26 protein-coding genes and 3 tRNA genes are annotated in these 25,754 nt (G+C 62.1%); 14 read left to right on the plus strand and 15 right to left on the minus strand.

Annotated features, from left to right (window positions below; translation table 11 throughout):
• Nucleotides 1-92: 92 nt before the first annotated feature.
• The 4 genes from prfB to JG739_RS19050 all read left to right on the plus strand — a co-directional run bounded on the left by prfB (nucleotide 93) and on the right by JG739_RS19050 (nucleotide 3,540).
• Nucleotides 93-1,224, plus strand: a protein-coding gene (gene prfB / locus JG739_RS19035) for a peptide chain release factor 2 (RefSeq protein ID WP_128246558.1) whose coding sequence is annotated in 2 segments (ribosomal slippage) — nucleotides 93-158 and nucleotides 160-1,224 — 1,131 coding nt in all. Because the reading frame shifts where the segments join, the coding sequence is not laid out codon by codon here.
• A 444-nt stretch (nucleotides 1,225-1,668) separates the two neighbouring features.
• Entirely contained in the window at nucleotides 1,669-2,037 is a 369-nt protein-coding gene (locus tag JG739_RS19040; protein WP_202362925.1) for a hypothetical protein, read from the plus strand.
• Nucleotides 2,038-2,243: 206 nt separating this feature from the next.
• Complete coding sequence (locus JG739_RS19045; RefSeq protein ID WP_202362926.1) at nucleotides 2,244-2,612, plus strand: GFA family protein; 369 nt, start codon at nucleotides 2,244-2,246, stop codon at nucleotides 2,610-2,612.
• Between the two features lie 277 nt (nucleotides 2,613-2,889).
• Nucleotides 2,890-3,540, plus strand: coding sequence for an OmpA family protein (locus JG739_RS19050; protein ID WP_202362927.1), 651 nt, complete (start codon nucleotides 2,890-2,892; stop codon nucleotides 3,538-3,540).
• An 82-nt stretch (nucleotides 3,541-3,622) separates the two neighbouring features.
• Here the strand turns inward: JG739_RS19050 and JG739_RS19055 are convergent, their stop codons facing one another.
• The 7 genes from JG739_RS19055 to JG739_RS19085 all read right to left on the minus strand — a co-directional run bounded on the left by JG739_RS19055 (nucleotide 3,623) and on the right by JG739_RS19085 (nucleotide 11,300).
• Entirely contained in the window at nucleotides 3,623-5,248 is a 1,626-nt protein-coding gene (locus tag JG739_RS19055) for a DEAD/DEAH box helicase (RefSeq protein WP_202362928.1), read from the minus strand.
• Between the two features lie 190 nt (nucleotides 5,249-5,438).
• A complete protein-coding gene (locus JG739_RS19060) occupies nucleotides 5,439-6,212 on the minus strand; it encodes an NAD kinase (RefSeq protein ID WP_202362929.1) in 774 nt (257 codons plus the stop codon).
• A gap of 491 nt (nucleotides 6,213-6,703) precedes the next feature.
• Nucleotides 6,704-7,465 (minus strand): MBL fold metallo-hydrolase, encoded by a 762-nt coding sequence (locus JG739_RS19065; protein ID WP_202362930.1) that lies wholly within the window; start codon nucleotides 7,463-7,465, stop codon nucleotides 6,704-6,706.
• A 3-nt stretch (nucleotides 7,466-7,468) separates the two neighbouring features.
• The gene (locus JG739_RS19070) at nucleotides 7,469-8,533 is read right to left on the minus strand and encodes an ABC transporter ATP-binding protein (protein WP_202362931.1); all 1,065 of its coding nucleotides are present in this window, start codon (nucleotides 8,531-8,533) and stop codon (nucleotides 7,469-7,471) included.
• Nucleotides 8,530-9,312 (minus strand): ABC transporter permease, encoded by a 783-nt coding sequence (locus JG739_RS19075; RefSeq protein ID WP_202362932.1) that lies wholly within the window; start codon nucleotides 9,310-9,312, stop codon nucleotides 8,530-8,532. The genes JG739_RS19070 and JG739_RS19075 overlap by 4 nt, the downstream gene beginning before the upstream one ends.
• A 1-nt stretch (nucleotide 9,313) precedes the next feature.
• Nucleotides 9,314-10,180: an ABC transporter permease gene (locus tag JG739_RS19080; protein ID WP_202362933.1), complete on the minus strand. Its 867-nt coding sequence runs from the start codon at nucleotides 10,178-10,180 to the stop codon at nucleotides 9,314-9,316.
• 13 nt (nucleotides 10,181-10,193) lie between these two features.
• Nucleotides 10,194-11,300 (minus strand): polyamine ABC transporter substrate-binding protein, encoded by a 1,107-nt coding sequence (locus JG739_RS19085; RefSeq protein WP_202362934.1) that lies wholly within the window; start codon nucleotides 11,298-11,300, stop codon nucleotides 10,194-10,196.
• Nucleotides 11,301-11,390: 90 nt separating this feature from the next.
• On the opposite strand from JG739_RS19085, the gene JG739_RS19090 reads away from it, so the two are divergent.
• Nucleotides 11,391-12,005 carry a TetR/AcrR family transcriptional regulator gene (locus tag JG739_RS19090; protein WP_202362935.1) on the plus strand — a complete coding sequence of 205 codons (615 nt, stop codon included), beginning with the start codon at nucleotides 11,391-11,393 and terminating at the stop codon, nucleotides 12,003-12,005.
• Between the two features lie 520 nt (nucleotides 12,006-12,525).
• Here the strand turns inward: JG739_RS19090 and JG739_RS19095 are convergent.
• Both JG739_RS19095 and JG739_RS19100 read right to left on the minus strand, forming a co-directional pair.
• Nucleotides 12,526-12,771, minus strand: a complete 246-nt coding sequence (locus tag JG739_RS19095) for a hypothetical protein (RefSeq protein ID WP_202362936.1) — start codon at nucleotides 12,769-12,771, stop codon at nucleotides 12,526-12,528.
• Between the two features lie 384 nt (nucleotides 12,772-13,155).
• Complete coding sequence (locus JG739_RS19100) at nucleotides 13,156-13,461, minus strand: hypothetical protein (RefSeq protein WP_202362937.1); 306 nt, start codon at nucleotides 13,459-13,461, stop codon at nucleotides 13,156-13,158.
• A 258-nt stretch (nucleotides 13,462-13,719) separates the two neighbouring features.
• Here JG739_RS19100 and JG739_RS19105 point away from each other — a divergent pair, with 258 nt between their 5' ends.
• Nucleotides 13,720-13,956, plus strand: coding sequence for a hypothetical protein (locus tag JG739_RS19105; RefSeq protein ID WP_202362938.1), 237 nt, complete (start codon nucleotides 13,720-13,722; stop codon nucleotides 13,954-13,956).
• 76 nt (nucleotides 13,957-14,032) lie between these two features.
• On the opposite strand, the gene JG739_RS19110 is transcribed toward JG739_RS19105, so the two are convergent.
• Nucleotides 14,033-14,108 (minus strand) — tRNA-Thr (locus tag JG739_RS19110).
• 145 nt (nucleotides 14,109-14,253) lie between these two features.
• On the opposite strand from JG739_RS19110, the gene JG739_RS19115 reads away from it, so the two are divergent.
• A complete protein-coding gene (locus tag JG739_RS19115; protein WP_202362939.1) occupies nucleotides 14,254-14,421 on the plus strand; it encodes a hypothetical protein in 168 nt (55 codons plus the stop codon).
• 192 nt (nucleotides 14,422-14,613) lie between these two features.
• On the plus strand, nucleotides 14,614-14,922 hold the full coding sequence (locus JG739_RS19120) for a BA14K family protein (RefSeq protein WP_202362940.1): 309 nt from the start codon (nucleotides 14,614-14,616) through the stop codon (nucleotides 14,920-14,922).
• Nucleotides 14,923-15,000: 78 nt separating this feature from the next.
• Here JG739_RS19120 and bhcR read toward each other — a convergent pair whose 3' ends face one another.
• The gene (gene bhcR, locus JG739_RS19125; RefSeq protein ID WP_202362941.1) at nucleotides 15,001-15,834 is read right to left on the minus strand and encodes an HTH-type transcriptional regulator BhcR; all 834 of its coding nucleotides are present in this window, start codon (nucleotides 15,832-15,834) and stop codon (nucleotides 15,001-15,003) included.
• A 201-nt stretch (nucleotides 15,835-16,035) separates the two neighbouring features.
• Between bhcR and gcl the strand changes: the two genes are divergently transcribed.
• The 3 genes from gcl (at nucleotide 16,036) to JG739_RS19140 (ending at nucleotide 19,747) form a co-directional block, all read left to right on the plus strand.
• The gene (gene gcl / locus JG739_RS19130; RefSeq protein WP_202362942.1) at nucleotides 16,036-17,817 is read left to right on the plus strand and encodes a glyoxylate carboligase; all 1,782 of its coding nucleotides are present in this window, start codon (nucleotides 16,036-16,038) and stop codon (nucleotides 17,815-17,817) included.
• A 13-nt stretch (nucleotides 17,818-17,830) separates the two neighbouring features.
• The gene (gene hyi / locus JG739_RS19135; RefSeq protein ID WP_202362943.1) at nucleotides 17,831-18,619 is read left to right on the plus strand and encodes a hydroxypyruvate isomerase; all 789 of its coding nucleotides are present in this window, start codon (nucleotides 17,831-17,833) and stop codon (nucleotides 18,617-18,619) included.
• Between the two features lie 234 nt (nucleotides 18,620-18,853).
• Nucleotides 18,854-19,747, plus strand: a complete 894-nt coding sequence (locus JG739_RS19140; protein WP_202362944.1) for a 2-hydroxy-3-oxopropionate reductase — start codon at nucleotides 18,854-18,856, stop codon at nucleotides 19,745-19,747.
• An 85-nt stretch (nucleotides 19,748-19,832) separates the two neighbouring features.
• Here the strand turns inward: JG739_RS19140 and JG739_RS19145 are convergent, their stop codons facing one another.
• Nucleotides 19,833-20,690, minus strand: a complete 858-nt coding sequence (locus JG739_RS19145) for a TrmH family RNA methyltransferase (protein ID WP_202362945.1) — start codon at nucleotides 20,688-20,690, stop codon at nucleotides 19,833-19,835.
• Between the two features lie 200 nt (nucleotides 20,691-20,890).
• Here JG739_RS19145 and JG739_RS19150 point away from each other — a divergent pair.
• Nucleotides 20,891-20,975, plus strand: a tRNA-Tyr gene (locus JG739_RS19150).
• Nucleotides 20,976-21,045: 70 nt separating this feature from the next.
• Nucleotides 21,046-21,119 (plus strand) — tRNA-Gly (locus JG739_RS19155).
• Nucleotides 21,120-21,243: 124 nt separating this feature from the next.
• On the opposite strand, the gene JG739_RS19160 is transcribed toward JG739_RS19155, so the two are convergent.
• Nucleotides 21,244-21,648, minus strand: a complete 405-nt coding sequence (locus tag JG739_RS19160) for a GFA family protein (protein WP_244749960.1) — start codon at nucleotides 21,646-21,648, stop codon at nucleotides 21,244-21,246.
• A 108-nt stretch (nucleotides 21,649-21,756) separates the two neighbouring features.
• Nucleotides 21,757-22,644 carry a DMT family transporter gene (locus tag JG739_RS19165; protein ID WP_202362947.1) on the minus strand — a complete coding sequence of 296 codons (888 nt, stop codon included), beginning with the start codon at nucleotides 22,642-22,644 and terminating at the stop codon, nucleotides 21,757-21,759.
• A 307-nt stretch (nucleotides 22,645-22,951) separates the two neighbouring features.
• On the opposite strand from JG739_RS19165, the gene tuf reads away from it, so the two are divergent.
• Nucleotides 22,952-24,127: an elongation factor Tu gene (tuf, locus tag JG739_RS19170; RefSeq protein WP_091591201.1), complete on the plus strand. Its 1,176-nt coding sequence runs from the start codon at nucleotides 22,952-22,954 to the stop codon at nucleotides 24,125-24,127.
• 360 nt (nucleotides 24,128-24,487) lie between these two features.
• On the opposite strand, the gene JG739_RS19175 is transcribed toward tuf, so the two are convergent.
• A protein-coding gene (locus tag JG739_RS19175) for an IS630 family transposase (protein ID WP_446720497.1) occupies nucleotides 24,488-25,431 on the minus strand; the annotation gives its coding sequence in 2 pieces (ribosomal slippage) (nucleotides 24,488-25,095 and nucleotides 25,095-25,431; 945 coding nt in all).
• Between the last annotated feature and the right edge of the window lie 323 nt (nucleotides 25,432-25,754).

A 25,754-nucleotide genomic window follows, 5' to 3' on the forward strand; every position in this document is an offset into this window, starting at 1 on the left:
ACAGGCGGCGGTGCCGTCCCTATGTATCGCGCCGACCCAAGCTCTGCTTAAGCAACAGGGCACCATTTCAGCACAGGACAGAACGGCCAGCCATGCGCGCGGAAACGCAGAATATTGTCGATGAAATTAGGCAGGCGATAACCCTGCTGAGGAGGCATCTTTGACTGGGATCAAGCCATAAAGCGGCTCGAATACCTGAATGTGCGTGCCGAGGATTCGAGCCTCTGGAACGAGCCGCTGGAGGCGCAGAAGCTGATGCGTGAGCGCCAGGGCCTCGAGGAAGGCATCGCCGCGGTCAAAGGCCTCACCCAGGCGCTGGAAGACAATATCGGCTTGATCGAGCTTGGTGAGGAAGAGGGCGATGAGAGCGTCGTCGCCGAGGCGGAAGCGGCGATCCGCTCGATGCGCGGCGAAGCAAAGGCCCGCCAGATCGAGACGCTGCTTTCGGGCGAGGCGGACGCCAACGACAGCTATCTCGAAATCCATGCCGGCGCCGGCGGCACCGAAAGCCAGGACTGGGCCTCGATGCTCCTGCGCATGTACACGCGTTGGGCCGAACGGCGCCGCTTCAAGGTCGAGGTGCTGGAAGTGCATGACGGCGAAGAGGCCGGCATCAAGTCCGCCACGCTGCTGATCAAGGGGCACAATGCCTATGGTTGGCTGAAGACGGAATCCGGCGTTCACCGTCTCGTGCGTATTTCGCCCTATGACAGCAATGCGCGCCGCCACACCTCTTTCGCCAGCGTCTGGGTCTATCCCGTGATCGACGATACGATCGACATCGACGTTTCCGAGTCGGATGTCCGCATCGACACCTATCGCTCGTCCGGATCGGGCGGCCAGCACGTCAACACCACCGATTCAGCGGTCCGCATCACCCATCTCGCCACCGGCATCGCGGTCGCCTGCCAGGCCGAACGCTCCCAGCACAAGAACAAGGCGAAGGCCTGGGAGATGCTGCGTTCGCGGCTCTACGAGGAGGAACTGAAGAAGCGCGAGGCGGTGGCCAACGCCACCGAAGCGTCGAAGAGCGATATCGGCTGGGGCCATCAGATCCGCTCCTATGTTCTGCAGCCCTATCAGCTGGTGAAGGATCTGCGCACGGGCGTCGAGAGCACAAGCCCGTCGAGCGTGCTCGACGGCGACCTCGACGATTTCATGGAGGCCTCGCTGTCGCAGCGCATCGAGGGCGGCGCCGGCGAAGTGGTGGCCGATATCGACTGAAGCTCCTACCACTAAAGCGGCAGCAAACATCACGCTTGAGTAACAGGCTCTCACGCTAATTGAGCAGTCGCTTGATGGCTTTGTTTTTTCATCGAATTTTCCGCAACGACTTCCACCTTCGGGTTCTTTGTTGCAGGCCTGCCGGGGCCTGGCCCGGAACCACCGCGAGCTGATTCTCGTTATCCGCGCGATCCCACTGCCGGGGTTGATGAAGTCACTCTCGTCAACCCCGGCAGGCTGGTTCCGGCTGCAGATGTCGGCGCTAGGTTGCACAGCAATTTCTTGCGCCAGCAAAGGAATCAGCTCAGCATCCGAACGCTGGGGGAAAAAGCATTTATGGCCGGACGCGGCGTATCTGCGACCTGACGAGCCGGCCACTGGGAAGATACGTTCCAAGAACGGGCAAGCGAAACGCTTGATAACTCGGTGATAGGAATTGCGCCCATGCCTGCTTGCACAACCCGACTGGCCTCAGCCGTCAAGACGGCGCGCCGCCTCCTGAATTCGATCATTGCGGTGGTGGTTCTGACGGCCGCCACCATTGTATTTGCAGCGCCCACTTTGGCGCACGATGCCCCGCAAGGCTGGAGTTACCCATTCTCCTGTTGTTCCGGCTATGATTGCCGCGCGGTCTCGCAGACGTCGATCAGCGAGCGTCCGGAGGGCTATGTCATCAAGGGAACAGGCGAGGTCGTGGCCTACAGCGATGCACGGATCAAGAATTCGCCCGACGGCGAATATCACTGGTGTTCGGTCGCTGGCGCCAATGACGGAAAGACCATCTGCCTGTTCGTGCCACCGTCGTCGTTTTGATGCATGTCGCCCAAAAGGCTTTGCTCCGAGGGCCATGGCCTGACTCGAAGGTGCGCGGCGGTTTTGGGATAACGACATGCATCAAAAAGATTGAAGCGCGCCACGCGTCCGATGCAGGCAAGCGAGTCTGCTGACAGACGGTTGTCAACAGCGCCTCTTTATGTTGCCCTACCGCGCTGGCGGGAAGCAATCGCAAGGGAGGCGTCATGACCATAAAGGCAAGCTGCCACTGCAGGGCGACAACGTTCGAGGTTTCGGAAGCGCCGCTAACCGTGACGCAATGCACCTGCTCCTTCTGCTCGAAACGCGGCTCGTTGTGGGCCTATTACGTCCCGTCGCAATTCAAGCTCACCAGCCCGCTCAAGAATGTCTCTTTCTATCAGTGGGGCTCGAAAACGGTAAAACATGGTTTCTGCGCCACCTGCGGCTGCGGCACCTTCACCGAAACGCCGGACTGGTCGACCGGCAAGCCGAACTTCGACAATCCGAAAATCAGCGTGAATTCGCGCCTGTTCGACGATTTCGACCTCGATCAGGTCGAGGTCGTCGTCATCGACGGCAAGAATCTCTGGTAGCCCGACAGGTCTCTGCCAGCTGATCAGAATTACGCTATGTAACGGTCGTTGAATTGACCGGGAAAAGCCGTAGCCAGCCGCTTTTCCCCTTCCATTTTTCGCCGCAATTCATGTTACAAGTCACTGGTGCGACGTGCGTCCCAGCGGACGCACGTCGCTCTATTACTTCGAATCTGGGCATCGTGCTTTCCGAAATCGACTTCGACGTCGGGCCGATGCTGGAAGGGCTGATGCGGCGCGCTACCTGCGGGACCGCGGACTGGAGAGGGACTACCCAATGAAAAAAACTGTGCTCGTCGCCGTGGCGACGGCTGTGCTGGTGAGTGCCTGCACCACCACCGATCCGTATACCGGAGAGCAGAAGGTTTCCAACACTGCGGCCGGCGCCGGCATCGGCGCGCTGGCGGGTGCGGGGCTCGGCCTGCTCGCCGGCGGCAACGATCGCCGTAATGCGCTGATCGGCGCTGGCGTCGGTGCGCTCGCTGGCGGCGCCATCGGCGCCACGATGGACCAGAACGAGGCCGAACTGCGCCGGCAGCTTCAGGGTTCCGGCGTCAGCGTCACCCGCAGCGGCGACCAGATCATCCTCAACATGCCGTCCGACATCACCTTCAACGTCGACCAGGACGCGGTGAAGCCCGGCTTCTATCCAGTGCTGAATTCGGTCGCACTTGTGCTGAACAAGTTCCGCCAGACCACGGTCGACGTGTTCGGCCACACCGACTCGAGCGGTGGCGACGAACACAATTTCGACCTGTCGCAGCGCCGCGCGCTGGCGGTCGCCAACTATCTGTCCGGGCAGGGCGTCGATACCCGCCGCTTCGCTGTCACCGGCTTCGGCGAAACGCGTCCGATCGCTGCCAATACGACGACCGCCGGCCGCGCCCAGAACCGCCGCGTCGAGATCCAGCTCTCGCCGCTCACCTGAGCAAGGCAGACAGGAGACGGCGTTGCACATGAAAACGGCCCCGCAAGGGGCCGTTTTTGCTGGTCTTTGAGAATTTCTGCTGTTAGCCCTTGGCGACGATGCGCATGAACGCCGGCATGTCGTCACCGAATCCGACGGTCCCATCATTGTCTTCCTGGCGATGGCGGGCCGGGCGATTGCCGTCGCGCTGCGGCCTGGTGTCGCCACGTTCCGGCGCCCGCTGTTCGTTGCGATGGCGATCGGGCGAAGCCTTACGCTCTGGTGAAGCCTGGCGCTCGGGGGAAGCTTGGCGCTCGGTGTTTTCCGAGCGGATCGCTTCCTTGCGCGCCCTCCGCTCACCGGCATCGGCGGCCGCGGTCTCGGCCGCCACTGGCTGTTCCTCGCGCGCCACATCCGATGCTGCAGCTTCGCTTTGCCTGGCGTGGCGTTCGCGTGGTCTGCGTTCGCCCCTCTCCTTGCCATCGTCCTTGCGGCCGGCGCGGCGCGGGGCGCCGCGGCCACGGCGGGGAGCATCGTCCTCTCCGCCCTCGCTGGCGACGACCGTCGACAGATCGCCGTCATGCCACTCGATCTTGTTGCCGATCAGCCGTTCGATCGCGTCGATGTATTTGGTGTCGGACTTGGTGGCGATGGTGAAGGATTTGCCCGAGCGGCCGGCGCGGCCGGTGCGGCCGATGCGGTGGACATAGTCTTCGGCATGGATCGGCACGTCGTAATTGAAGACGTGGCTGACGTCGGGGATGTCGAGGCCGCGCGCCGCGACGTCCGACGCAACGAGATAGCGCAGCTTGCCGTCACGGAAATTGGCCAGCATCTGCATGCGCGCGCGCTGGTCCATGTCGCCATGCAGCGCACCGGCGTCGAAATCATGTTTCAGCAGCGAGCGGAAAAGCTCCGAAACCTCGATCTTGCGGTTGCAGAAGATAATGGCGTTCTTCAGCTCCGAATCCTCGGCCTTTATCAGATTGCGCAGCGTCTCGCGCTTGTCCCAGGGTTTCGAGCCGGATTTCACCAACCGCTGGATGATGTTGGTCGCGGCGGACGCGGCCTTCGAAACCTCGACGCGCACCGGCGCGTGCAGGAATTTCTCGGTGAGCTTGGTGATCTCAGGCGGCATCGTCGCCGAGAAGAACAGCGTCTGCCTGGTGAACGGGATCATCTCGCAGATGCGCTCGATGTCGGGAATGAAGCCCATGTCGAGCATGCGGTCGGCCTCATCGATGACCAGGATCTCGACGCCGTTGAGCAGAAGCTTTCCGCGCTCGCGATGATCGAGCAGGCGGCCCGGCGTCGCGATCAGCACGTCGGCGCCGCGCTCCAGCTTCTTGTCCTGCTCGTCGAAGGACACGCCGCCGATCAGCAGTGCGATGTTGAGCTTGTGGTTCTTGCCGTATCTGATGAAGTTCTCTTCGACCTGCGCGGCAAGCTCGCGCGTTGGCTCGAGGATCAGCGTGCGTGGCATGCGGGCGCGTGCCCGGCCTTTTTCGAGGCGGGTCAGCATCGGCAGCACGAACGAGGCTGTCTTGCCGGTGCCGGTCTGGGCGATGCCCAAAATATCCTTGCCGAGCAAGGCGTGCGGAATGGCGCCAGCCTGGATCGGTGTCGGTTCGGTGTAACCGGCGTCGGTAACTGCGGAAAGGACCTTCGGCGACAGGCCGAGGTCTGCGAAGGTCAACACTTCTTGAGTGATCTGGGTGTCTGAGGACAAGTTTGGCTGTCTTTGGCTGGTTCGGGGGCGCAACGCAAGCGGTCGCGGCAAGCGCCGCGCGCCTGCAAGATTGGTATTGCAGGTAGGCGCAAGCCCACGATTTGTCAACACAAACAGGCGGGGACGGTACGATTGTGAAGTCGTAACCTTAATCGCGATGCTTAATTCAGGTGTCTGTCGCTGCGCCGGCTCAATAGCGGAACTGTTCGGCGAGAATGCGCTCGTTCCACGAATGGCTCGGATCGAACAGCAGCGTCGCTGTCACCGTTGGCGATTCTTGCACCGTAACCGAGGTTACGGCCTTCACCTCGGTGTGGTCGGCGGCGGCGTTCACCGGCCGCTTTTCCGGCTCCAGAATGTCGAAACGAACGGTCGCCTTGTTGGAGAGCAGCGCGCCGCGCCAGCGGCGCGGGCGGAACGGACTGACCGGGGTCAGCGCCAGCAGCGGCGCGTCGAGCGGCAGGATCGGTCCATGCGCGGATAGGTTGTAGGCGGTCGAGCCGGCCGGCGTCGCGACCATCACACCGTCGCAGTTCAATTCCTCCAGCCGCACTTGCCCGTCCACGGTGATGCGGATCTTGGCCGTCTGGTAGGACTGGCGCCACAGCGCAACCTCGTTGATCGCCAACGCCGAGATCGTTTCGCCCTGTGCGGTGACCGCCTGCATCTCCAGCGGGCGGATCGTTTCGGCAACGGCCGCCGCGATGCGCCCGGTCAAACCGCTGGCACGGTATTCGTTCATCAGGAAGCCGATGGTGCCACGGTTCATGCCGTAGATTTTTTTTCCCGTGCTCATCGTGTCGCGCAAGGTCTGCAACAGGAAGCCGTCGCCGCCCAGCGCGACGACGATCTCAGCATCCTCGATAGAGGCCTGGCCATAGCGCGCCGAAAGGCTCTCCAGCGCCGCCTTGGCGTCGGCGGTGTCGGACGAGACGAAGGCGAAGCGGCTGGCGGCTTTGTTCATGGCTCCCAATGGCGATGGTTGATGGCGACCGGTGGTGGCGACCGGTTGCTAGGGCCGCGCCAGCGCCGGGTTAGCATGGGCGGGCAGATCTGCAAAGCGAGACATGTGGCGCCCCCAGTGGCGCCGCTTGACACAGCGCCGGGAGGAACCGGTCTGCTGCTCGCGCATCGTGTCGCGTGACAAGCGAATGTGATGGTTAAGACGGGGATTAAACTCTCGTAAAGCCGGATCGACCATGTTAGCCGGCAGTGGATGGGCGGCGTGGGGGCCAGCTAGTCGGACCGATTTATTGCCGGTAACACGCCTGATCGTCATCGTCTTGATGCTGGGAAGTTTTGCGCTTGCCTTTGCCCAACTGGTGCGCCAGTCGGAAGAGACGAGTTTGAGACCCCAACCCACGGTTTCACGCTGCGGCGATGCCGCCGGCACGCCGTGCCCGCAACGGGCGTTGTGAATTCGCCAAGCACTTCCGCCGATACTAAGGACCGCGCTCAGCGCGCCTGCAGCAGATGGCAGCCGGCCTGCCGCTTTTGTGCGAGATACTCATCGATAAGCTGGCGATAGCGCACCTTGCCGAAGCTCGGGAAGTGTCCGCCATGCACGACCGCAACATCGAACTCGCGCATCCGCAGCAGCGTCTCGACATAATCGTCGACAGCGGAATGATAGATATCGTCGATCAGCGGGCCGTCATAGACGATGTCGCCGGAAAGCAGGATGCCGGTCTTCCTCTCGTAGAGCGCGATGCCACCGGGTGAATGGCCCGGCGTGTGGATCACCTCGAAGGCACGGTCGCCGAGATCGACGAAATCGCCTTCTCCAAGCAAACGATCGGCCGGCGCCGGTCGGATCCGGTAGCGCGTGGCATCCCAGCCCTGCGGCATTCCGTCGAACATTGCGTCGGTCGCGTAGCGGTCGGCGACCGTCCATTCATTGCGCGGGTCGGCGAGGATTTCTGCTTCGGCCGCATGCACGCAACGGTCCGGAAATTCGTGATGGCAGCCGATATGATCGAAATGCGTGTGGCTGGCCACGCAAAGCAGTTTTCGCTCCGTCACCAGCGGCACGTGGCGCCGCAGGCTGAAATGGCCGAGGCCGGTGTCGAACAGAAGATCGCGTTCGCGGCCGCGCACATGCCAGATGTTGCAGCGGAAGAACGGCTTGATCCACGGCTCGTGGATCAGCGTCACGCCATCGCCCATACGGATGGCTTCATACCAATTCGCAGCGTCGATGATCGGAAGCGTGTCCATGGCTCAGCCCGCCAGAAGGATGATGTCGCCAGCCTCGCACGAAACCGCAGAGATGTCGCCCGGCTGGACGGCCGCTGCTGCGGGAGCCCTGGCGATGAAGTGCAGCGCCGGGTCCTTCTCGGAGACAGCCAGCACGCGCTTGAAGCTGCCTTGAAACACCACGTCGCTCACCTTGGCCGTGCCGAGGCTTACCGAGCCGCCGGTCGCGCCGAGGACAAGGTGCTCCGGACGGACGGCGAGGGCGACAGAAGCGCCAGCAGGCGCTGTTCCGGGTAGCGAAAGCGCTCCGACCTGGGTCGAAACCGTGATCGCTCCATGCTTCGCCGCCGTCACCGTTCCCGATATCAGCGTGCTCTCACCCATGAAGGTTGCAGAAAAGCGCGTCGCCGGCCGCGCATAGACGCGCTCCGGCGGACCTTCGTCCTCGATGCGCCCGTCATTCATCACCACGCAATGGTCGGCCAGCGCCATCGCTTCTTCCTGGTCGTGGGTGACATGGATGAAGGCGGTGCCGACGCGTTTCTGGATCGCTTTCAACTCGTCCTGCATCTGCCGGCGCAGTTTTAGGTCGAGCGCGCCGAGCGGTTCGTCGAGCAGCAGCACCGCAGGTTCGATGACAAGCGCGCGGGCCAGCGCGACGCGCTGCCGCTGGCCGCCGGAAAGCTGGTGCGGCTTCTTGTCGAAGGCGGTGGCGAGCCCGACCAGCGCCAGCGCGTCCCGCGCCCGCGCGGTCCGTGTCGCGGCATCGACGCCTTGCATGCGCAGGCCGAAGCCGACATTGCTGCCGACGCTCATATGCGGAAACAGCGCATAGTCCTGGAACACCGTCGTCGTCGGCCGCTTCGCCGGCGGCACGGCGGTGCAGTCCTCGCCGCGGATCAGCACCTTGCCTTGGCTCGGCGTGACGAAGCCGCCGAGAATGGACAAAAGCGTCGTCTTGCCGGAGCCCGACGGGCCGAGCAGGATGGTGTAGCTGCCCGGCTCGATTTGCAGCGACACGTTCCTCAGCACGGTGTGCTGGCCGAAGCGGTGCGAGACAGAGCTTATATCGACCAGTGGCGCGGTCATGCCGGCTTCCTCCGCAACAACATCAGCTCAAAAAACACCACCAGCACGATGGAGACGGCGAAGACCAGCGAGCCGACGGCGTTGGTCTTGGGATTGAGGCCGGAGCGCAGCAGGTTCCAGATCTCGACTGGCAGCGTCGTGTCGAAGCGCGTCAGTAGGAACGAGATCACGAATTCGTCCCAGGAGAAGGTCATCGACAGGAAGAAACCGGCAAAGATCGCCGGCGCCATGACGGGCACGGTGATCAGCAGCAGCACCTTCCATTCGGGCGCGCCGAGGTCGCGGGCGGCACGCTCGATGTTGATCTGGTGGTCACCCATCTGGCTGTAGATGATGGCAAAGCACAGCGGCAGGTTGATCACCACATGGCCGATGCCGGCAGCAAGCAGCGATTTCGGCACGCCGGCCCAGTTGAACAGCACCAGCAGCCCCATGCCGATGATGAGATAGCTCACGGTCAGCGGCAGCGTGATCAGCCCGCGCATCAGGGCCGAGCCGGGCAGGGCGAAACGGGCAAAACCCCAGGCGGAGAGGAAGCCCAGCGTGACGGCGGCAGCCGAGGAGAGGGCCGCGACCAGAAGTGAATTGACCAACGCCGACGTCAGCCGCGTGTCGGCGAGCACCGCGTCGTACCAGCGCAGCGACGGCCCGGTGAACGGCGGGATCGGAAACGACGTCGCCTGCAGCGAAAACAGCACCAGCACGACCACCGGCAGGAAGATGAAGCCGAAGATGGCGACGGCGTAGACCCAGGAGAGGATGCGGACAAGCGCGCGCATCTCAGGCCCGCTCAATCTTGAGCCAGCGGGCGCAGGCGAGATAGGCAATGGTGACGACCGCCATCAGGATGATCGACAGCGCCGAGGCGAGCGGAAAATCGCCGCGCCGGCCGATCTGCATCATCACCAGCTGCGGCATCAAAAGCTCGTTGTTGCCGCCGAGGATCTGCGGCGTGATGTAGTCGCCGATGCACAGCACGAAGGTGAGGAAGGCGCCGACCATGATGCCCGGCAAGGTCAGCGGCAGGACGACATGCAGGAACGTGCGAACCGGGCCGGCGCCGAGATCGGCGGCTGCCTTGCGGTAGCTCGGGCTGAGCTGCTTGAGATTGGCGAAGATCGTCAGCGTCAAAAGCATGACGAAGAAATGCACGAAGCCGATGATCGTGGCCAGCCGCGTATTGGCGAGCTGCAGCGGCTCGTTGAACAGGCCGGAACCGGTCAGCGCTCGGTTGATCACGCCGTTCTGCGCCAGCACCAGCAGCCAGGAATAGGAGCGCACGACATAGGAGGTCCAGAACGGCAGCACCGCCAGCATCAGCGCCAGCCGCTGCCAGCGCTCCGGCACCTGTTCGGCCAGGATCCAGGCGAAGGGATAGGCGAGCAGCACCGAAACTGCTGTGACGATGGCGGTGACCTGGAGCGAGTTCACCATCGCCTGCCAATAGGCCGGATTGGTGAAGAACTGGCTGTAGTTGGCGAGCGTAAAGCCGCCGCCGCCATGCGGCGTCAGGCTGGAAAACGCCATGGCGACGAACGGCAGCACGAAGAACAGCAGTGTCCAGCCGAGCGCCGGCGTGACCAGCGCCCAGGGCAGGGCGCGGCCCGCCCGGGGCAGGGCACGCCCGCTATTCGTGGCAGAGTTCACGACCGGCGACCGGTCACTGCGCCTGTAGCATTTCGGTCCAGACGTCCTGCATCTTCTTGTCGAGATCGGCATCCGGCGCCGGGTAGGGCTGGGCGCGGGCGAGGAAATCCGGCTGTTCGTCGAAGCGCAGGATCTTCTTCTGTTCGTCGCTCAGAGTCGCCTTGGTATTCGCCGGCATGCCCCAATAGCAGGCAGAGGTAGCAAGCCGCGCCTGGCCTTCAGGGCTCATAATGTACTGGATGAACTTCAGCGCCGTGTCCTTGTTTTTGGAATCCTTGAACATGGCCAGCGACTGCGACCACAGCACAGCACCTTCTTTGGGGATCGAAAAATCGAGGGCAGGGTTCTCCTTGGCCAGCCCGGCCGTCACCCATTCGCCGCCGCCGACGAGAATGTCGACCTCGCCGGTCGCCAGCGCGGTCTGGCTGGCGGTCACCTCGCCGACCAGCTTGGCATTGGCCTTCATCCTGAGCAGCTCTTGCTTGATGGCCGGAAGGTCGGCTTCGGTCAGCTCAGTGGTCTTCCTGCCGATCGCCAGTGCTGCCATGCCGATGACCGGCAGGTAATAGTCGTAGATGGCGATCTTGCCCTTGTATTTGTCGCCGGTCAGCGCGGCCAGCGACTGCATGTCGGCCGGATCGACCTTGGTCTTGTTGTAGCCGATCGTGTTGTAGCCGAATTTTTCGGTGATGCCGTAGCGCTTGCCGTCGACCACGGTGTAATTGTCCAGCTTCACCTGAGGAAACAGGTCGGCCAGCGGCAGCTTGTCCTCCGGCAGTGGTTCGAACAGGCCCTTTTCGACGCCGCGCGGTATGTCGATGCTGTCGATCACCATCACGTCCCAGTCGCCGGGCTGCGACTGCTCGACGATCGCCATGCCGGCGCCTGTGCCTTCGAATTCCTTGACATTGACCTTGACGCCATTGGCCTCCTCGAAGGGCTGCAGCAGCGCCGGATCGGCGTGATCGCACCAGATCAGAGCGTTGAGATCCGCAGCCTGAGCGAGGCTGCCCGTCGCCAGCAGCAGCGCTGTCGCAGCACACGCGGCGTGAAGATACCTCTTCAGAACGGAAAGCGGCTTCCTGGTGGTTGGATTCGGGGTGTTTGGATTGATGGTCATCGAGTGTTCTCCCTTGCCTTTCTGGCTTCTGGCAAAAATTGAACCAATTCTAAAATTGAGTCAATTCCGTTTTTATGGCAGATAGCTGTCATGAGCGGATTGCGGGCAAGGCAAAAGGCGGATCGGCATCGCCGCATCATCGAAGCGGCGGCGGCACTTTTTCGCGACACCGGCTATGAAGGCGCCAAGATCGAGACGATCGCGGCGCAGGCGGAAGTCTCGGTCGGCACGATCTACAATTATTACCAGAACAAGGGCGACATCCTCGGCGCCATCGTCTCGATGGAGGTCCACGAGGTGCTCAATGCCGGGCGCGGCGTGGTCGCCAATCCGCCGGCCAATGTCGACGATGCGCTCGACACGCTGCTTGGCATCTATATAGAGCATTCGCTGCATTATCTCAGCAAGGAGATGTGGCGGCAGGCGATGGCGATCTCCACGCAACTGCCCGACAGCCCGTTCGGCCAGGCCTATACCGCGCTCGACCGGGCGCTGACCGAACAGATCCGCGCGCTGATTGCCCGGCTGCAGGCGATCGGCCTGGTCCGCGGGGATATCGACGGGCAGGCGCTCGGCGAACTGGTGTTCAACAACATGAACATGATGTTCATCGAGTTCGTGAAGCGCGATGAGGCCAGAATTGCCGAATTGCGCGCCGCGATACGAAGGCAGAACCGGATTCTGGTGGCGGCGATCGCAGTATGAGGGCGATCTCCCGATGGGATTTCTGGCGGCCCGGAGCCGCCAAGCTGCAATCGCGCAAATCAATTCCGCTGGTGGCGCGTGGAGCGCTTCCGCTGTCGATTACGCCGGCATGATCGGTGTTCTACCGGGGATGCCTGGGTGGCCGCGCACGCGGAAACGGCACGATGGTCAGTGGCGCCTTACGGAATTCCGCGATGGCTATTTCTTCAATCAGCGAGTCTAATGCCTCGCTGACGCGTTGGCTGGTTTCGTCCATGCCGCAGAGCCGGTTTTGGGCGCACTCCAAGAGCTCGCGCGCTGCAGCGAAGTCGCTTCGCATGACACCACCCGTTGTTCAGCCCACCGCCCGGACATTGTCGGCGCGCTAAATTGAGCGATTGCTAATATACACAGGGGTATTTTAATCGAATGGCATTAAATAGCCGGAGCGGGAGATGCCGGTCCGCATCCCTGTTGCATCCGTTGGTTCTGATGCCCCGGACTGGAGGTATGGGCGCTTTGCGTTGCGAAACGCGGGGGATTAGTCCTGATACGATCTTGGGCGGCTTAGAAATTCTCTGGCGGCAGCAATCTGGCGTCGATGCTCGCGAAGGAAGGCCAGGCTGAAACAGATCGAAAAGGCCACTCCCGCAAAGGCTATCGTCGCTTGCGAGGTCGGATCGGGGTCGCCAATCATCAGGAAGCGAAAACCGCACGCCAACGCGAGGGCAGCAAGGCTGCCATACATGCCACCGATAAAAGGGGCGATTGTGCGCTTCTGCTCCAACGGCAACTCCTCTGGTTTCCACTACGGAATACCTCTGGTTTCCACTACGGAATACCTGTGGTTCCACAAGGGCAACACCTGTGGTCCGCTAGCGAATATATGCGTTGAGCCTGATGTGCTACGGGCCCGGCCTGTGGAAATCGGGGATGAGCAGAGTTCGACCGACCCTGGCAGGTTATCACAAGAAGCTGCTTGCTGGTGCCCCGGGCCTACAGATCGGCGGAACGGCAGTAGCGCACGTTCCCGCATTCTGCCATGACGAGTATGTTGTGAAACTCCGTCGAACGGCTTTCTGTTGCGTGGGCCGCTGCAGAATGTGGAGGGCCGTCAACGTTTTCATCAAGCCCGGAAGCGCATCCGCCGGGCCCGATATCCGTGTCACAATCAGCCGCCGTTAGCAGGTGCTGCCGGAGCGGGTGCGGCTGGGGCAGGTGCGGTCGGCTCTGCCGGAGCGGGCGCGGCTGGGGCAGGTGCGGCTGGCGCTTCGACGTTGGGCGCTCCGCCCGTAGGCGCTTCAACCCTGGGCGCTTCAACCTTTACGTCGACGTCCTTTCCGGTGCCCCCGCCGTTGATGTTGATAACGCCGGTGAACAACAGCAGGATCACGATTGCGATAACTGCGAGAAGGATGGCGACAGCGGTGCCGGCGCCATTTCCGCCTGAGTTAACAACGGTGGGACCGTCAGCCATGACTATCTCCTTTTCTCATTTATCACTGGTCGGCAACGGGACCGGCGGGCGCTTAGTTCCGGCGCCGGGCTATGGTCCAAGAGGCAGTAAGACTGAAGTCCGTGCGTTAAAGACAGAGGCCTGAGGCTGGCAACCAAGATCTTGGCAAAGGATTGGTATTTGGCCGCCGAGCAAAGTCCCTTCATCGGTGGTTCCGGGTGCCTCGCTGTATACGCAGCGGCAGGCACCCGAAGTGGCACCCTAACGGTGGAAAGAACTGTGACCCTTATCCAGAGCAGACAGAATGTCGATGAGGTCGCAAGCCGACCCGCCAATGACAATCAAACTCCTGACCCAACAGATTTCTCGGCGGTTGATCTTGTTTCGTCGAGCGACGACGACGTCGTTGCAATCGTCAGGCGAACAGAGCGCCTGGCCCTCGCCGTGATTATAGTAATGGCGATCTTCCTGATCTTTGCACCGGTATTCTTCATTGCCATGATGTATGGGATCTAGAGGTCTCGATTAGCCCTCGTCCCCCCGTGCTGCGCGGCAAAATCCGAAGGCCGGCCTCATTCAAGAAGACAGGCTTTGGTGCCCCCGGACGGAATCGAACCGCCGACCTTCGGTTTACAAAACCGCTGCTCTACCAGCTGAGCTACAAGGGCACGGCGCTCCGGTTAGCATATTTGTTGCGCCAGTAAAGACAAAACTCTGTTTTGCCGGCCGGGGCTGCCGGCGCGGGTATCCTGCAAACGGCCAATTCGCTTCCTATATCGTTCGAAGGTGCAATCGCATGGGCGAGGGTGTCGCATGATCAGACTTGTCGTCATTGCCCTGATCGTCGTCGTGGCGTGGTTTCTCCTGGTGAAGCTCATCAGGCAAGTGAAGAGCGCCAACATCGACTGGACCGGCATCGCCACCATCATCGGCTTCATTGCGCTCGCCTTCTGGCTGCGTCATATCACCGGCATGGGCTGAGGCCTCCCGCCGCTGAACTGTCGGCCGGCGCATTTCGCGGTTGGTAATTGCGCGCCAGACTGCATACCCTGTCCGGACCGGGCGCTTTGGCGCTTTCAAAAAAAATCCAAAAAAACCGTCGAACCTTTTTCCTTGCTGCCACGACAGACGGTCAAGAGGCGGATGGATCGCCTCTCCAGCAAGGAGATCGTCATGTTCAAGCGCACCATCGTTTCCGGCCTCGTCGCCACCACTGTCGCCGCCGCCGTGCTAGCCGGTTCCGTCCAGCCTTCGGCCGCCCATCACAAGCACCATCACAACAAGCATCTTGGCATCGGCATCGCCGCCGGCGTCGGTGGCTTCCTGCTCGGCACCGCGCTCGCCCAGCCGCGCACCGTCTACATCGAGGAAAATGGCGGTTCATGGCACGTCCGGCGCTGCCTCGATCGTTATCGGACCTACGATCCGTACTCCGACACCTATGTCGGCTACGACGGCTATCGTCACCGCTGCCGGCTTTGAGAGGACCGTTTCTGGCAACCGGAAGAAGGGGAACCCCACGGCCCCTTTTTTTGTCTGGAGGGGTTGCCCCGCTCGCGCTTACGGCGTCAGGCCTTGGGGTGTCCTGCCGCCGATCATCTTCGTCACCGCCGCTGCTGCATCGTGCACCAGCGGGCCGATCTCGGCCAGCCGCTCCGGCGTCACCCGCACTGTCGGTCCCGAAACCGACACGCCGCCGATCGGCTCGCCGAACTCGTTAAAGATGGCGGCGGCAACGCAGCGCATGCCGGGGTGCCGTTCCTCGTCGTCGACCGACCAGCCGCGCAGCTTGATCGTCGCCAGATCACGGGCCAGCGCCGAGATGTCGGAAAGCGTCTTTTCGGTGAAGCGCTCCAGCCCGGTCCGGCGCAGGACGGCGCCGACGCGCTGCGGCTCGAGATGCGCCAGCACCGCCTTGCCGATACCGGAGGCATGGAAGGAACTGCGCGTACCCGGGCGGAAGAAGGCGCGGATCGCCTGATGCGTCTCGACCTGGCTGACGAAGACGACGCAATCGTCCTCGGCGACGCCGAGATTGGCGGTCTCGCCGGTCTTCTCCATCAGTTCCTGCATGACGATGCGGGCGCGGTCGACCAGCTTGCGGCGGCGCAGGAACGCCGCGCCCATGCGATAGGTCTCGACGCCGATCGACCACAGCTGGTCGCTGCTGTCGAACTCGACCATGCCGTGGTTTTCCAGCGTCGTCAGCATGCGGTAGGCGGTGGAGGCGGGAAGGCTGCTCTGCGCGGCGATCTCGCTCAGCGACAGGCCGCTGCCTTCGGCGACGATGGCCAGGATGCGCAGCGCCCGGTCGAGCGACTGCACCGAAGCGGCCTCGGCCGGAGCGTGGAAGGCGCGCGGCCGCCCGCGCTGGCGCTTTTCGGCGGTTTCCATAGTGGCATTCTCGCCGATTTCGTCAAATGCGCAATGAAAAAGTTTTTCACTTATTTGCCAATCGAATTTCGTGGAAAACAGAAAACCGAATGAAATCAGCAGATAGCAGCCATTTCTTATAAATGAAAAAATATTCTGAAAAAATTGAAAAATAATAGGCGCGCTGCCATTCTCGGCCATCAACAATTTCCGGAGGCTGACATGGCCAGGATGCGCGCAGTCGACGCAGCGGTTCTCGTTTTGGAAAAGGAAGGCATCTCCTGCGCCTTTGGTGTGCCGGGTGCTGCGATAAACCCGTTCTATTCGGCGCTGAAGGCGAGGGGCACCATCCGCCACATCCTGGCGCGCCATGTCGAGGCGGCCTCGCACATGGCTGAAGGCTATACCCGTGCCAGATCAGGCAATATCGGCCTGTGCATCGGCACTTCCGGTCCAGCCGGCACCGACATGATCACCGGCCTCTATTCGGCAGCGGCCGATTCCATCCCGATCCTCTGCATCACCGGCCAGGCGCCGCGGGCGCGTCTCAACAAGGAGGATTTCCAGGCCGTCGACATCGCCGCTATCGCCGCCCCGGTCGCCAAATGGGCGGTCACCGTCATGGAATCCTATCTGGTGCCGATGGCGCTGCAGAAGGCGTTCCACCTGATGCGCTCGTCGCGGCCGGGGCCGGTTCTCATCGATCTGCCGGTCGACGTGCAACTGGCCGAGATCGAGTTCGACATCGATGCCTATGAGCCGTTGGTGCCGTTCAAGCCGGCAATGTCGCGCAGCCAGGCCGAGAAGGCGCTGAAAATGCTCAACGCGGCGGAAAAGCCGGTCATCGTCGCCGGCGGCGGCATCATCAATGCCGATGCTTCGGATCTGCTGATCGAGTTCGCCGAAATCACCGGGGCGCCGGTGATCCCGACGCTGATGGGCTGGGGCGCGATTCCCGACGACCACCGGCTGATGGCCGGGATGTGCGGGCTGCAGACATCGCATCGCTACGGCAACGCGACGATGCTCGAGGCCGATTTCGTCTTCGGCATCGGCAACCGCTGGGCCAACCGCCACACCGGCTCGGTCGAGGTCTACACCAGGGGCAAAAAGTTCATCCATGTCGACATCGAGCCGACGCAGATCGGCCGTGTCTTCGCGCCGGATCTCGGTGTCGTCTCGGACGCCGGTGCAGCGCTCAAAATGCTGCTCGACGTCGCCACCGAGTGGAGGACGGCGGGGAAACTGCGCGACTGGTCGGGCTGGGCCGGCGAATGCCGGCAGCGCAAGAAGACGATGAAGCGCAAGACGCATTTCGACCAGGTGCCGCTGAAGCCGCAGCGCGTTTACGAGGAGATGAACAAGGCGTTTGGCCGCGACACCACCTATGTCACCACGATCGGCCTTTCGCAGATTGCCGGTGCGCAGTTCCTGCATGTCTACAAGCCGCGCAACTGGATCAATTGCGGCCAGGCCGGCCCGCTCGGCTGGACGCTGCCGGCAGCACTTGGCGTTCGCGCCGCCGATCCGCAGCGCAACATCGTCGCGCTGTCCGGCGACTATGATTTCCAGTTCATGATCGAGGAACTGGCGGTCGGGGCGCAGCACAAATTGCCCTATATCCATGTCGTCGTGAACAATGCCTATCTTGGCCTGATCCGCCAGGCGCAGCGCGGCTTTTCGATGGATTTCGAGGTCAGCCTCGCGTTCGAGAACGTCAACCGGAAGGACGATCCCGAGGCTGGCTATGGCGTCGACCACATTGCTGTCGCAGAGGCCATGGGCTGCAAGGCAGTCCGGGTGCGAGGGCCGGAGGAATTCGCCGGCGCCTTCAGGCAGGCGCAGCGCCTGATGAAGGAGCACCAGGTTCCAGTCGTGCTCGAATTCATCCTCGAGCGCGTCACCAATGTTTCGATGGGCACCGAGATCGACAAGATTACTGAATTCGAGGAGCTTGCCGAACATCACGAAGACGCGCCGACGGCAATCGTCATGCTGGACTGAACGGAGAAAAAGAATGCCACGGTTTTCAGCCAATCTTTCGATGCTCTTTGGCGAACACGATTTCCTCGACCGCTTCGATGCCGCCGCCCACGCCGGTTTCAGGGGTGTCGAATATATCAGCCCTTATGACCATGCGCCTGAGGTGGTTGCGGCGAGGTTGAAGAAGAAAGGCCTGACCCAGGTACTTTTCAACCTGCCGGCCGGCGACTGGGCCAAGGGCGAGCGCGGCATCGCCGTGCTGCCGGACCGCGTTCCCGAATTCCGGCAAGGCGTGGCCAAGGCGATTACCTATGCGCAGGCGCTGGGTTGCGAACAGGTCAACTGCCTCGCCGGCATCGCGCCGCAAGGCGTCGAGCGTTCAGTGCTGGAAGATGTCTTCGCCGAAAACCTGGCTTTCGCGGCCCAGAAGTTGGAGCAGGCCGGCATCAGGCTGCTGATCGAGCCGATCAACACCCGCGATATTCCCGGCTTCTTCCTCAACTATTCGGACCATGCCCTGGCGCTCATCGACCGCGTCGGCTCGAAAAACCTGTTCCTGCAATACGATATTTATCACATGCAGATCATGGAGGGCGATCTCGCCCGCACCATCGAGGCAAACCTCGACCGCATTGCTCATATCCAGTTGGCGGATAATCCCGGGCGTCATGAGCCGGGAACGGGCGAGATCAATTTTCCTTTCCTGTACAGTCACATCGACCGCATCGGCTATGCCGGTTGGATCGGGGCGGAGTACAAGCCGAAGGTTTTGACGGAAGCCGGGCTGGGCTGGTTCCGGCAGTTTGCCGGGCAGGCGGCGTAGTGTGAAGTATTATTGAAATCGAGTTCCTTCGCGCCCCCCTCTGGCCTGCCGGCCATCTCCCCACAAGGAGGGAGATTGGATGTCACCGGCGCTTTCGCCAATTTTCGAGGTTGAAAAAGTAAAGCCGGCGCCGGAACTGCCGATCTCCCCACCTGTGGGGAAGATGGCCGGCAGGCCAGAGGGGGGGCGCCACGGAACTCGGCCTCAACAAGGAAGACACCAGGGAGAACATCAATGGACACCATCGGCTTCATCGGTCTCGGCATTATGGGCGCGCCGATGGCGGGGCATCTTCTCGACGCCGGCTACACGGTCGTCGCCAGCGACCACCGCTCGAAACCGCCGACCGATCTCGTCGCCAGGGGTCTAAAAACCGTCTCCGGCCATGACGCCGTGGCAAAGACGGCCGACATCATCATCACCATGGTTCCCGACACGCCTGAGGTGGCCGACGTGCTGTTCGGCGACAACGGCGTCGCCTCAGGTTTGACCGCGGGCAAGCTGGTCATCGACATGAGCTCGATCTCGCCGATCGAGACCAAGGTTTTTGCCAAGAAGGTCAACGACCTCGGCTGCGACTACCTCGATGCGCCGGTGTCGGGCGGCGAGGTCGGCGCCAAGGCGGCGTCGCTGACCATCATGGTCGGCGGCGAGGAAAAGGTTTTCGAGCGCGCCAGGCCGGTGTTCGAGAAAATGGGCAAGAACATCACGCTGGTCGGACCGAACGGCGTCGGCCAGACCACCAAGGTCGCCAACCAGATCGTCGTCGCGCTGACCATTGAAGCAGTCGCGGAAGCGCTTGTTTTTGCTTCGAAAGCCGGCGCTGATCCGGCCAAGGTGCGACAAGCGCTGATGGGCGGGCTGGCGGCCTCGCGCATTCTCGAAGTGCATGGCGAGCGCATGATCAAGCGCAGTTTTTCGCCGGGCTTTCGCATCGAGCTGCACCAGAAGGATCTTAATCTCGCTCTGGAAGGGGCAAAAGCGCTCGGCGTCGCGCTGCCCAACACCTCGACGACACAGCAATTGTTCAACGCCTGCGCGGCCAACGGCGGCGCCAAGGAGGATCACTCGGCGCTGGTCAGGGCGCTGGAGCGAATGGCGGGACATGAGGTGGGTAGAAGCGAATAGCGAGTAGGGAATAGCGAGCAGGGAGTAGGGAATAGCGAGCAGGGTTGCTAGCCCACCGGTGCAGTGATCCGACTTTCGCTATTCGCTATTCGCTACTCGCTAGAAATTTCCTCGCCGCATAAAGGCTCACCGCTGCGGCATTCGACACGTTGAGCGAACGGATGGCGCCGGGCATGTCGAGCCGGGCCAGCGTCGTCACCGTTTCGCGCGTCTTCTGGCGCAGGCCCTTGCCCTCGGCGCCCAGCACCAATGCGATCTTTTCTCCCGAAAAACTCTTTTCGAGTTCCGCCGGCCCGTCCGAATCGAGGCCGATGGTCTGGAAGCCGGCCTCGTGCAGCTGGCCGAGCGCGTCGGCGAGGTTCTTCACCTCGATCTGGTCGATATGCTCCAGCGCGCCGGAGGCCGATTTTGCCAGCACGCCGGATTCATGCGGGCTGTGGCGCGCCGTGGTGATCAGCGCGCCGGCGCCGAAGGCGACCGCCGAGCGCAGGATCGCGCCGACATTGTGCGGATCGGTAACCTGGTCGAGGACCAGCACCAGCGCTGTATCGCCGAGCGCATCGAGCCGCTTCGGTTTTAGCGGCTCGGCTTCGATCAGCACGCCCTGATGCACGGCGTCGGAGCCGGTCACTTTGTCGAGGACTTTCGGCTCGACCATCTCTGTCTCAAAGGGCAGGGCGGTGAGGTCGGCGATCGCCAGCCGCTCGGCGGCGTTGCGCGTCACCAGCATCTTCCTGATCCGCCGGCGCGGATTGTCGAGTGCCGCTCGCACCGTGTGCAGGCCGTAAAGCCGCACTAGGCCGTCCGCCGCTGTTTCTCCTGGCGGCACCGGCTGGCGCCGCCTGAACGCCGGCGCGCTGCTGCTTTTCTCGTCGCGATGCGCGCGGCGCAGCTTGGCGTAGTGGGTGTCTTTTGGGGTTTTGGGCTTGTTGTCGTTGCTCATGGCCGGTTCTATAGCCGTGTCGTCCGCCAATGGATACAGCCGCAGAACCTCCTTGTCGGGCGAGGTATCAAATTCAGCGCGTTTTGCCGGGACGTTGCGGTTGACAGTTTTGGGCGCTGCCGCCATAAGGCGCTTCGCGACGGGCTGCTCACGCGGTCGCGACGCGTCGATGCCTCGTTGCATGGCTCCGGCGGCAGACTGGAGAGGTGCCCGAGTGGTTAAAGGGGACGGACTGTAAATCCGTTGGCTATGCCTACGTTGGTTCAAATCCAACCCTCTCCACCACTGCCGGCCCGGAAGCCCTGAAACGCAAAGCATCGGACCGAAAGCGTATCGCGGTTTTCGGGTGAAAGGCGCGGGTATAGCTCAGTGGTAGAGCAGCAGCCTTCCAAGCTGAATATGCGGGTTCGATTCCCGCTACCCGCTCCAAGCATGCTGTTGAAGCCATTATCGAAAATAGCTTCCTTGAAAATGCGCGTGTCACGGCGTGTCACTGTCTGTGCCGGTTCTGTAGTGCCTGACCGGCAATGCCGTCGTCCACATCGCCAGGTCTTCAGTCGGCATCTCCGGCGACATGCTCTTCATACTGAGGCAGGTCGTCGGCGATCGTGAACCACTTCGCCTTGGAGCCGACAAAGATGTGCTGCGTCGCGCGGATGGCCGGCTCGTCGACGAGGGTTCCCATGGCGACGTGGACGAAGGCGCCGTCGCGGACGACCGAATAGAGCAATGCGCCGCAGGACTTGCAGTGCACGTCGTGGCCGGTCTCCTCGCCAAAGATCAGGAGGTTGTCCTCGCCCTTGGTCAGGCTCAGTCTCTCACGCTCGATACCGGCAAACGGCTTGAAGGCCGAACCGGTGGTGCGTCTGCAGTTCGAGCAGTGGCAGTTGGCGGCGTAGATGAACTCGTCGGCCACCGCGTATTGCACGGCGCCGCACAGGCATTTTCCGGCAAGCATGCGGTTGCCGACGTTCTCCTGGCTTGTCACAGGTTTCTCCATTTTTTTGCGGGCAGCGGCCAAGTTGAAATCTGTGGTGTAACCGTTGTTTGGTCACCGCTGCCCAAATTATGCGACGACGGTCAGTCGGCGCCTGCGCTCGTCGAGCGACACGATAGTCAATCCGCTGGCCACCACCAGCAGGATGCCGCCGATCGCCAGCGCATTCGGGAGTTGCTGGAACACCACCAGGCCGGAAATGACCGCCCAGACGGTGAAGCAGTAGTAGAACGGCGCCACCACCCCGGTTGGCCCGACGCGATAGGCCATGAAGATGAAGAAATGGCCAAAGATCAGGAACAATCCGGCCCCGGCCATCAGCAGCAAATGATGCGCCTCGGGCATCACCCAACGCTCCGACATCAGATGCGCGACGCCTGATCCGACCAGCACCACCACCACCGCAGAAATTGCGACGATCATGCCAGGCACGTCGGCGGCGACCCGCCGCCCGGCGAGATCGCGCGCGGCGGCGAACGCCGCGTTGCCGAGCGCCAGCAGGGCGTAGACCGAGATTCCCTGCATCGTCGGCTGCGCCACCATCACCGCGCCGATGAAGCCGAGCCCGATCAGCGCCATGCGCAAGCCGCCGATGCGCTCGCCGAACAGGACAGAGGAGCCAATCAACATGAGCAGCGGCGTGATCTGTCCCAAGGCGGTCGAATCGGCGATCTGCATATTGGCGAGCGCCACCACGTAGCAAAGGATTGCCGCCAGCTCGAATAGATTTCTTTGCAGCACTCTCCTGTCGAGGATCAGCGGGATCTGCCTGGCGTAGCCCAGCGCAAACAGCAACGGGATACCCCACAGGGTTGCCGCCGTCCCGCGCAAAAACAGCACTTCATAGGGCGGCAGCCCGACGGTCGCCAGCTTCAACATCGTGTCGTTGGCGACATAGGACCCGGTCGACAGGATCATGAACAGCGGGCCGCGGATGGCGATCGGAATAAAATGCATCGGATCAGGAAATCAGACCGGCGCCGCACCGGCAATGGGCCAGATCCAGCTGTAAATCCGGCAAGGCAGACAGGCGGCAGCGGCGCTATCTACCCGTTGATTGCCGGTGCCCGCGGAACCTATCTTAGCCCATTCCATTTGTTCTTGTTCGTTCCTATATCCGCGCCACACCCCCGAAATCGGATCATGGGTTCAGACGGGTGAGAAAAGCGCCCGGCCACAAGACACTTGTGTTTTTCGGCCGCAGTCGCTAATCGCCCCCGCATTCGACTGAACTGAAGGTCCCGGCCGTCCAAGGAAAGAGACTATGGCAAAAGGTAAATTCGAGCGTACAAAGCCTCATGTGAACATCGGCACGATTGGCCATGTCGATCATGGCAAGACGTCGCTGACGGCGGCGATCACCAAGTATTTTGGCGAATACAAGCGCTACGACCAGATCGATGCGGCGCCCGAGGAGAAGGCGCGCGGCATCACCATCTCGACGGCGCATGTCGAATATGAGACGGCCAACCGCCACTACGCCCATGTCGACTGCCCCGGCCACGCCGACTATGTCAAGAACATGATCACCGGTGCTGCGCAGATGGACGGCGCGATCCTGGTCGTGTCGGCCGCCGACGGCCCGATGCCGCAGACCCGCGAGCACATCCTGCTGGCCCGTCAGGTCGGCGTGCCGTCGATCGTGGTGTTTTTGAACAAGGTCGACCAGGTCGACGACGCCGAGCTGCTCGAGCTGGTCGAGCTCGAGGTGCGCGAGCTGTTGACCAAGAACGAGTTCCCCGGCGACGACATTCCGATCGTCAAGGGTTCGGCGCTTGCGGCTTTGGAAGATTCCGACAAGAAGATCGGCGAGGATTCGATCCGCGAGCTGATGGCGGCGGTCGACGACTACATCCCGACGCCGGTTCGTCCGCTCGACAAGCCGTTCCTGATGCCGATCGAGGACGTGTTCTCGATCTCTGGCCGCGGCACGGTGGTGACCGGCCGCGTCGAGCGCGGCGTGGTCAAGGTCGGCGAGGAGCTCGAGATCGTCGGCATCCGTCCGACCACCAAGACGACCTGCACCGGCGTCGAGATGTTCCGCAAGCTGCTCGACCAGGGCCAGGCCGGCGACAACATCGGCGCGCTGCTGCGCGGTGTCGACCGTGAAGGTGTCGAGCGCGGCCAGGTTCTGGCCAAGCCGGGCACGGTCAAGCCGCACAAGAAGTTCGTCGCCGAAGCCTACATCCTGACCAAGGACGAGGGCGGCCGTCACACGCCGTTCTTCACCAACTACCGGCCGCAGTTCTATTTCCGCACCACCGACGTGACCGGCATCGTGTCGCTGCCGGAAGGCACCGAGATGGTGATGCCGGGCGACAACATCACCGTCGATGTCGAGCTGATCGTGCCGATCGCCATGGAAGAGAAGCTGCGCTTCGCCATCCGTGAAGGCGGCCGCACCGTCGGTGCCGGCATCGTCGTCACCATCAAAGAGTAATCGATGCCGGCATCCGCCGGATCGACAGGAAAAGGGCGGTCTTCGGGCCGCCCTTTTTAGGTTACCGGCTCCAGGCAGAACAATTTTGCGCGGTCGTTTCAACGCTATGTTTCCGCCGATGCCACTCAACCGCTTCGATTATAAGCGTAACCGGCTCCGGCTCGAACCCGGCACAATGTTGACGATGGGACCTGAATCGGCGAACCGTCTGGTGGGGCCAACTGTTTGTAAAACCGAACCGAGGCCGCAAAATTGTCCGGCGGCATCGGCGCTCAAGGTTGACGCACAATTCCCACCAAAGCCGTAGCCTTGAAATACCAAAGCCTACCTCGACGACAGGGCAATTAGAGCGGGATGAGATTACCTGCGGTCATAGCCTGAGTTTGCGAAGTAATTTGAGCACTCGAGCGGTGTGACGCGGTTGAGAATCTGGCCGATGGCGTTGCAGACCGTTTCAACGGTGCGCTTTGCGGCCTTTCGCAGCCAGTGCTTGAGCTTGGCGAAGAGCTGTTCGATCGGATTGAGGTCAGGCGAGTATTTCGGCAGGAAGAAGAGCCTCGCGCCGGCCTTTCGGATGGCGCGACGCACGGCCTTGCCTTTGTGGCTGCCGAGATTGTCCATCACAACGATGTCGCCCGGCTGGAGAGTGGGCACGAGAACCTTCTCGACATAGAGGAGGAACCTCTCGCCGTTGATCGGCCCGTCGATGAGCCAGGGCGCTTCGACGCGATCATGACGCAGCGCAGCCAGAAAGGTCATTGTCTTCCAGTGGCCATTGGGAACTTTGGCCTTGATCCGCTGTCCGACCGGTGCCCAACCCCTGAGCGGGGCCATGTTGGTCTTGGTCCAGGTCTCGTCGATGAACACCAGGCGGGCGGGGTCGATCCGGTCCTGATACAGAACCCATTGCCTCCGTCGGCGCGCAACATCGGGACGATCTTGCTCGGCGGCGATCAGCGTCTTTTTTTGTGAGACAGCTTCTCGGCGTGCACGAACTCCCACACCGAGCGGTAGTCAACCTTCAGGCCACGCTCGCCAAGTTCGGCCACAAGCCCGCGCAAGGTGAAGTCCTTCTCCCGGCAGCGCTCGACAAGCCAGTCGCGCCACGCTCCCGATATCTTCTTCGGCTTGTAGCCGCCCACTTGGCGGGGCGCCACGCTCCCCGTCTGTTCCACCCGCTTCAGCCACTCGATCGCCGCGCTGTAGCTGACGCCAAATCGAGCAGCCGCCGCGCGCCGCGAAAGCCCTTCAACCTTGACCGCCGCAACAACCCGTTCGCGCAGGTCCATTGAATATCCAACCATCAATGCTGGCCTCCTGCCCAGCAGCAAGGTTGAATCAGATCATCGCTGATTTGGGAATCCCACGACTCCCATAAATCTCATCCCGCTCTAGTAGCCGGTGTTTGGTTGGAGTAATCGACCGCCGGCTTGTCGTCGAGATTGGATGCGAAGGGCGGTCCTCGGGCTGCCCTTTTTGCTTATTTGCGTACACCCGACTTGCCTTATTAGGTATGGCCGGCGCTTGCGCCATCGTCGCAAAACGCTGTTGCAAGCCGGCAAAGCTGGCCTAGTATAGATCGCATTGCGGGGGCTTGCCCGAAGGTTTTATGGCACCGTCTGAATGG

Source organism: Mesorhizobium sp. L-2-11 (genome assembly GCF_016756595.1).
Lineage (GTDB): Bacteria > Pseudomonadota > Alphaproteobacteria > Rhizobiales > Rhizobiaceae > Mesorhizobium.